Source organism: Lentilactobacillus sp. (assembly GCF_040773105.1).
GTDB classification, from domain to species: domain Bacteria; phylum Bacillota; class Bacilli; order Lactobacillales; family Lactobacillaceae; genus Lentilactobacillus; species Lentilactobacillus parabuchneri.
Map to the genome: position 1 here is coordinate 1 of NZ_JAXGWW010000101.1, position 7,120 is coordinate 7,120.

A 7,120-nucleotide genomic window follows, 5' to 3' on the forward strand; every position below is an offset into this window, starting at 1 on the left:
AGAAGTTAGTCTCAGTTGCGTCGGAGCGCGTTTCCACTAGGTAATAGGGGAACAGCTAGTTATCGGATTAAGCGGAGGAAGTTGGTTCGCGGAGCACATTTTTGTAGAGTGCGACGAGCAACGTTTTGACACGCCAAGTAGGCTAGGCGGTTTCACAGCCGTCGGAGAGCTAAGGTCCCTCTAATTGAAATCCTGGTTTTGGATTTTAATTAGAGGGTCTTAGATCGCAGTGTCAGTTGCGTCGTCCACAGGACTAGACGCTGCACTTCGTTTGCGGTCGTCGGAGCACGTTTAGACTAAGTTGCCCCTACAAGAATCCCAATCCCACCCAAGAAAGAAGTGACACCTTGAAAACTCTATACGACAAGCTGCGTACCGCCCAAATCGACGAGCAGCTGATTAATGCATTTCAAAACGACAGTGACATCGTTTATACCGGTGTCATCCAATTTTTAAGTAGTCAAGATTTTATCATGTTGACGTATAACGACTATGGCATTCAAGACGGCGAAGTCTACCTCAAAGTTTCTTCGGTTAAATCAGTTGAAACTGACAGCTATGATTTAGCCAATATGCAGCAACGAATCGAGTTTGATGAAAAGCATCATCTGAATTCCCAGCCGGCTTTTGACCTTCCGATTAAGATGAGTGATTCGTTGTTTGACCGCGTCATTCAGACGTTGCTGACGAACAAGCGGGTTTCGTTAATTATCACCGAGCAGGCTGGCAAGTTGAAGTACAATGAGGGCTTGATTAGCGATGTCCAAGAAGATGGGTTGACGTTTACCAATATTAACAAATTTGATTTTTCCAAACGGCCGATTTTCAATATTAAATTTGACGATATTCGCGGAATTGAATTTGGCGGAACGGAACTCCAGCTTCTTCAAAACGTGCTCGACATGGTCAAGCCGGAAAATCACGTTGAAAATGAAATTATTTCAGATCCCGACCAGTTTCGCAGTGAGGTGGACCACTTACGCCGAAGTGGCGACTGGGTGGTGATCGATACCAACGATGACCGCAAATACTTCTATGTTGGCCAAATCATTTCCAGTAATCCAAAGGAACTGGTGATGATGGTCGTTGACATGAATGGCCGATTTGGCGGATACGTCTGGATTCGGTATGATGATATTGCCAGGATCATTACGGATTCTGATTACCTGCGCGTGATTGCCAAATTTGTTAAAGCAAATAAGGACAGCAAGCACTTCTCATTACCGGTGCTGAACGCCGATCGGGCATTTGATAATGCCGATAATATTTTGATTTACATCGTGACTCAATCGATTCAGTATCAAAAGTTAATTCGATTTGAGACCGCTGACGAGGACAATTTTGTTGGCTATCCGACCTCAATTGATTTGAAAACCGGGGTCTTGAACGTTGAATTGTTGGATGTCGACGATGATGGGGAGCTTCCGATTAAGCAGGTTGGAATTGAAAATATCCGTGAGATGGCTTTTGACTATTTCAAGGCATTTCTGACGGAAAATGAAATTGATTAGGGGTGAACAATGTGGCGAAAAAGAAGGGTTTTAGATTACCAAAATGGTTGGTCAATACCCTCCAGATGACAATTTTGGTGACAATTTTGATGGCTGTTTATAATTTTCTTGGTCCCATGGTCTTTAAAAACGGCAGTTATTTCCCGTGGTGGACGTTTCCGTACTCGGTCGTCGGGGCATTATTCTTAATCGGGGGCTGGAATTTCTTGTCCCACCGGATGAATATCATGCATAACCAAATTGTGGCGGAAGATGAAGCCAAAAAGAAGCGGGCTGAACAGATTCGTCAAGCTAATGCCGTAAAGGAACAAGCTGAAGCAGAAAAACGACGTGAACGAAATGCCAATCGTAACAAAGGCAAGCAACAATCGAGGTAAGCAAAATGGCAGAGCAGGAATTTTCATTTTGTCCGTATTGTGGTGCGAAGTTAAATCCCGAGGACGTCGTTTGTCCAAATTGCGGCAAGAAACTGCCAAAGAAGGATGAGGATGTCAAACCCAATAAGACGTGGGCGGCATTGAGCCATCTGTTCGGTAATCCCTATAAAGAGGGGATGAGCAGGTATCGGGCGGAAAAAGCGGCAGAAAAGAACAAAAAGAAGGACTGAAGCGATTTTTTCGTTTCGGTCCTTCTTTTGGGTTTGTGTCATGATTGAGTTGAATGTCGCGGTGCCTTGTGTTGTGGGCGACGACCCTCAACTCGGTCTTATGTTTCTTTCTACTTGGCTGAAAACTTGCTCCCCAGGGCAACAACCTGCATGTAAGCCACCTTCGGGCGCTTAATGTGATAAGCAGCTGTTCGTCTATTACCTAGCGAAAACGTGCTCCGACGCAACTGAGACTAACTTCTAAGATAACTTTAAACGAAGCCCCAAAAGCAGGGCTTCAATCAAAGTTATCTTAGAAACCGTCTCACCCGTTGCTCGTCGCACTCTTTATCTTACAAACTGCTCTATCGTTCTTTTCTCATCTGGGGTTGGATCCGATTCCATTGATTTTATATTGTGGAGGCGTTCGACTGAGATATGCAAATTAAAAGCGAGTGCAGTATCCGGCATGTCGTTCTTCTTTTGATAATTAATAATTTCTTCAGCTAAAGTACTAAATTGTTCTGCCATCATAATCTCCTCCATCAAAATTCGTGTTTCCGACTTCTACATAACTTTATTATACCAATAATTGACAGATTGACACATGTTAACGATGCTTTAGCCCATATTCCATTAATGCCATGGCGATTAGTGCGATGACGACGGCCACCCAGATCTTATTTGTCTGGATGTAAAAATAATATAATAAGCCTAATCCAACAACGAGTTGACCGCAGTACCGCTCGAAACGGTTGGGCAGCGACAAAAATGCCAATCCAATCGCTAAAATAATGCTGCCAATCAGGACAACCTGGGCACTATCCATTGAGCCGAACTGCGTCACCAGCCCATATATATCAACAATCACCCCGACCACCAGTGCAAAAATACCAAATGCAAACGCAAATTGATTTACCCGCATAAAAAAACGCCTTCTTCCAACTTTAACTTTCTCTAATTTGATTATAAAGCAAAAAAGAAAATGTTGGAATATCGGCGCTTAGTATCTGAGAAAGTATAAGAGGACTTGCACAATCACCAGTAGGCCGACGAACAAAATCCAATCGATTGCCGTGATGCGAATAACCTTGTAGTGGGTACGAGCCTGATCCTCGACAAATCCGTGTGAGGTCATAGCTTCCGCCAAGTTTTGCGACCACTGAATTGAGGATAAAATCGACTTGAAGTACAGCTTTGGTGACCAGAAGTGCAAGGCTTGGCCACGCATCAAGGCCGACGTTTTGATAATTCGAATCTCCTCGGTGATCTTTGGCATCAGATTAAAGGCTGCCAACACACCATAGGCAAATTTTGCCGGCAAGCGGAAGTCCTGCTCCAACGTTAATGATAGGTCGGTAATACTACTGGTTAACGTGAACGTCGCTCCCAAAAAGACGTAGGCATAGATCCGGGTAAACAGGATCCAGGCAAAGTGGATGCCGGCGCTTCCATACAGCCACTGGGAAACAAACAGGCCCAGTGCTGGGAAGAGTGGCCAAAACAGCAAGCCAAACAGGGCTTTCATGTGCACCCGTTGCAATAAGATATAAATCAAGCTGACGCCGATTAGAATAATGTTGACGGTCAGGCTCTGGGTAAACGAAATTTCCAGCGCAATGATCATTACAAGTAATAATTTCATTCCAGGATTCATTTGATAACCTCCTGGTAAGCCAGATTTTGGTCCTTAAAGGTTGCGTGATAGTCCACAAGTTCGTCCAACCCGGATAACTGGTGAGAAATCACGATTTGAGTCTGGTGGAATTGATTTTTAGCCCGGTTCAAGAAGCCGACCACCGTCTCAAGTGAGCGGTAATCCAGGCCCTTGAACGGCTCATCCATCAATAAAACCGGTGGGTTCATGATCAACATTTCGATAATCTGCAGCTTCTTTTTTTGACCTTCACTCAAAGAATAAACGATGCGATCGTCTTTGCCGTCCATGTCCAGTTGTTTGAGCATGTCGTCCACATCTTCTTGGGTATAATCGGTGTTTGTGCGGTTGGTCAGCGACAAGTCAATTTCTTCTTTGACGGTGATGTTGAGAAATTGATTTTCTGCATCTTGAAACAGTAAGGTGACGTTCTTGGCGTATGGCAGCGGCCGAATTTTCTTAATATCCTTGCCATCAAACGTGATCGTGCCGTCGTAAGGCAGCAGCTTGGTTAACGCGTTAAACAACGTTGACTTGCCGATTCCATTGGCACCGGTAATCAAAGTTGTCTTCTGTTTGTAGAAGTGGAAGTTTCCCAGTGTTAACAAATCCGTTCCGTGAGGCGCTAATTTGAAATCACTCAGATGAATGATGGCGTTGGCGTCGCCACTTGGAATTGGAACTTGCTTGTTGATGGTTTGGGTAGATTCGAAATTCTTGAAGAAGTGTTCTGCCTGCTCATCATCCAATAAACTGATGTGGTGGGAATCCGGATCCAAGTAGTAGAATTCATCGATCAAATCACGGTAGCTGGTTAAATCATGGTCAGCCAAAATAATGGTTTTGCCATGTTTTTCCTGCAAAATCTTGAGTTTGTCGATCAGGTCTGCTCTTGAGTCGGGATCAATGCTGGCAAATGGTTCGTCCAGCACAATGACTTGCGGATCCATGGCCACGATGCAGGCCAATGCGACCCGTTGCTTTTCGCCGCCGGATAACGTGTTAATCACTCGGCCGCGAAGTTGTTTGATGCCACAAAAATCCAACGCCCTGGTAATAATATCGTCCATTGTGGCTGGTTCAAGCCGTAAGTTTTCCAAGACAAAGGTCATTTCGTGAATCACCGTGTCCATGGCAAATTGTTGGTTGGGGTTTTGAAACATCATTGCAACCGACTGACTGACCTTTGACCTGGGAATGTCTTTGATGTCGGTATCCCCAAATTTGATACTGCCAGTGGCGTCGATACCGATAAACCTTGGATAAAGGCCAGCGATGAAGTACAGCAAAGTCGATTTCCCGCTGCCGGACGGGCCGGACAGCAGGGAGAAATGGTGGCTCTTGAATGTTAAATTAATGTCGTTTAAGACTTTCACGTCACTTTCTGGATAATGAAAAGTGAAGTGGTTAATCGAAACGTCAGTCATGATTAAAACCTCGATAGCTTATAAGTTGATTGCTTTACTACGATCCAAGAGCTTGACGATCATCTTGGTTAAGACACCGCCGAAGATGAAGGTTGAAATGTAACGGGTGATGAATAAGGCTAAGAGCAATGGCAAGCCGAATTTGTTATAGCCGTTCTTGATCATATCCCAGGCAAACGTAATGACAACGGTTGTAAAGATTGAGGCGTTTAGGCCAAGCCAGTCGTAACGTTTGTAGCCGGTGAGCGCGAAACCAAGTTCGGAACCAATTCCTTGAACCAAGCCGGAAATAAAGGCGCCTGCACCCCATTGACCACCGAGAAATACTTCAACGGCAGCCCCTAAGAATTCACCAAGAAATGCCGAACCAAACGTTCTGATGATAAATCCAGTTAATGGACCAGCCATGCACCAAAGGCCCATCAGCAAATCATTTGCGAATGGCGCCATTCCAATTGGGGTCAGGGCAACGGTCAGGGCAGTGTAAAGAAATCCTGCTCCCCAAAAAATAATACCGGTAAAAATAGCAATTAAAGCGATTAAAATAATGTTTCGAAGTGTCCATTGGCTTTGCTTTTTGCCGCCGGAAACTTGACTCTTGTTATCCATAACAAGACCTCCAAATAAGATTTGACCAATCGATTCTTGACCAGGAAGTCCTTAGCTGAGCATACAAAAAGGCCAGGCACAAAACTATGATGTTTTGCCCTGGCCTCAAAAAGTCATCTAATTGCAATTTATCCATCTAAATACAACGGAACATGCTCCCTTCGCTGGTATTGTCCAGATCAGGTTCGATGGGTTTTTCTCAGCCAAGTAGGCACCCCAGATAGTTGTATGATCAAATTTAGTATACAAGATATAAAATTAATTTACAAACGAAACGAGACCTTTACAATAATAGTGTAACGATTTTCGACATAAAAATTGAGGAGGAACAACTGTGGTAAAAGTGATTGCAAGTGACATGGATGGGACATTTTTGGATGATAACGGCGCCTTTGATGCCGATCAATTTCAAACGCAACTGGATCGACTAGAAGATAAGGGGATGCACTTCATTTCCGCCAGCAGTAATCAGTATCAGCACCTATTAGGCTTATTTAAGGACGTCTCCGGCCCGATTTCGTACGTTTGTAACAACGGCGCGTTGGTTGTAGATGAGCGTGGCGTGATTATTCACGAAGAAATCATCGATCATTTGGTATTGAAAAAGGCCTTGGATTGGATTTTAACCGAGCCTAGTTTTGCAGGCGCCGAAGTGATTTTGGTCGGCCGAAACGGCACTTACTGCAACCTGCCTAGTGAGTCCGACCGCTTTGTTGCGTCTAAATATTTCTATGAGAATATGCAATCAATGGCCGATTTACGGCTCGTATTTGATTCGATTTATAAGATTGATATCACTTGGGAAGAAGGCGGTGTCATCAAACGCCAAGATGAATTTAATCATCAATTCAGTGGCAGATTGAACGCCATTTCTTCCGGGATGAACGGGTTGGATATCATGGTTGACGGGACCGATAAATTAACAGGGGTTGAAATGCTGCTTGACGGCTGGAATTTGAGCTGGGCGGATGTCGCCGCATTTGGTGACAACGACAACGATTTTGAAATGATTAATGCCGCTGGAGACGGTTATGCCATGAAAAATTCGGCGCCGGAGTTACTGCAAAAAGTTGAAAACACGACTGAATATTCCAATAATGACCAAGGGGTCCAGCAAAAGATTAATGACTATTTAAATTAAAAATCGGTTGGCGCTTGGGTAACGGGAGAGGAGATCCGGCAGCGAAAAGCTGAAGACCTGATCAGAGTCGTGGTATCTGAAGTAATACGTCTGGTCGCTTGAATCGAGGACCGAGATGTAGTGGGTGTAGTTAAAGTTCGGGTGGTCGTCCATGGACGGCTTGTAAGGAATTGACACGTCATCGAGGAC

General features: G+C 44.5%; 10 protein-coding genes and 1 riboswitch. Of the genes, 4 read left to right on the forward strand and 6 right to left on the reverse strand.

The window, feature by feature from the left end:
* The first annotated feature begins 347 nt into the window (after positions 1 to 347).
* From AB3112_RS06545 to AB3112_RS06555, 3 genes are read left to right on the forward strand one after another with little or no spacing between them, the layout of a single operon-like run.
* Positions 348 to 1,511, forward strand: coding sequence for a hypothetical protein (locus tag AB3112_RS06545; protein ID WP_271703556.1), 1,164 nt, complete (start codon positions 348 to 350; stop codon positions 1,509 to 1,511).
* A gap of 11 nt (positions 1,512 to 1,522) precedes the next feature.
* Entirely contained in the window at positions 1,523 to 1,888 is a 366-nt protein-coding gene (locus AB3112_RS06550; protein ID WP_239822863.1) for a hypothetical protein, read from the forward strand.
* A 5-nt stretch (positions 1,889 to 1,893) separates the two neighbouring features.
* Positions 1,894 to 2,118: a zinc ribbon domain-containing protein gene (locus tag AB3112_RS06555; protein ID WP_084974378.1), complete on the forward strand. Its 225-nt coding sequence runs from the start codon at positions 1,894 to 1,896 to the stop codon at positions 2,116 to 2,118.
* A gap of 327 nt (positions 2,119 to 2,445) precedes the next feature.
* On the opposite strand, the gene AB3112_RS06560 is transcribed toward AB3112_RS06555, so the two are convergent.
* The 5 genes from AB3112_RS06560 to AB3112_RS06580 form a co-directional block, all read right to left on the reverse strand.
* Positions 2,446 to 2,631 carry an LBP_cg2779 family protein gene (locus tag AB3112_RS06560; protein WP_225362376.1) on the reverse strand — a complete coding sequence of 62 codons (186 nt, stop codon included), beginning with the start codon at positions 2,629 to 2,631 and terminating at the stop codon, positions 2,446 to 2,448.
* Between the two features lie 76 nt (positions 2,632 to 2,707).
* The gene (locus AB3112_RS06565) at positions 2,708 to 3,022 is read right to left on the reverse strand and encodes a hypothetical protein (RefSeq protein WP_084974380.1); all 315 of its coding nucleotides are present in this window, start codon (positions 3,020 to 3,022) and stop codon (positions 2,708 to 2,710) included.
* A gap of 78 nt (positions 3,023 to 3,100) precedes the next feature.
* Positions 3,101 to 3,754 carry an energy-coupling factor transporter transmembrane protein EcfT gene (locus AB3112_RS06570; RefSeq protein ID WP_084974382.1) on the reverse strand — a complete coding sequence of 218 codons (654 nt, stop codon included), beginning with the start codon at positions 3,752 to 3,754 and terminating at the stop codon, positions 3,101 to 3,103.
* Positions 3,751 to 5,181: an ABC transporter ATP-binding protein gene (locus AB3112_RS06575; protein ID WP_084974384.1), complete on the reverse strand. Its 1,431-nt coding sequence runs from the start codon at positions 5,179 to 5,181 to the stop codon at positions 3,751 to 3,753. Before AB3112_RS06575 ends, AB3112_RS06570 begins: the two co-directional genes overlap by 4 nt.
* A gap of 18 nt (positions 5,182 to 5,199) precedes the next feature.
* Positions 5,200 to 5,790 (reverse strand): ECF transporter S component, encoded by a 591-nt coding sequence (locus AB3112_RS06580; RefSeq protein WP_057910616.1) that lies wholly within the window; start codon positions 5,788 to 5,790, stop codon positions 5,200 to 5,202.
* A gap of 139 nt (positions 5,791 to 5,929) precedes the next feature.
* A riboswitch (TPP riboswitch) is annotated at positions 5,930 to 6,019 on the reverse strand.
* A gap of 105 nt (positions 6,020 to 6,124) precedes the next feature.
* Here AB3112_RS06580 and AB3112_RS06585 point away from each other — a divergent pair.
* Positions 6,125 to 6,931 (forward strand): HAD-IIB family hydrolase, encoded by an 807-nt coding sequence (locus tag AB3112_RS06585; protein ID WP_367334143.1) that lies wholly within the window; start codon positions 6,125 to 6,127, stop codon positions 6,929 to 6,931.
* On the opposite strand, the gene AB3112_RS06590 is transcribed toward AB3112_RS06585, so the two are convergent.
* A partial coding sequence (locus AB3112_RS06590) for a linear amide C-N hydrolase (protein WP_367334144.1) occupies positions 6,923 to 7,120 on the reverse strand: 198 nt, incomplete at its 5' end. The genes AB3112_RS06585 and AB3112_RS06590 overlap by 9 nt on opposite strands.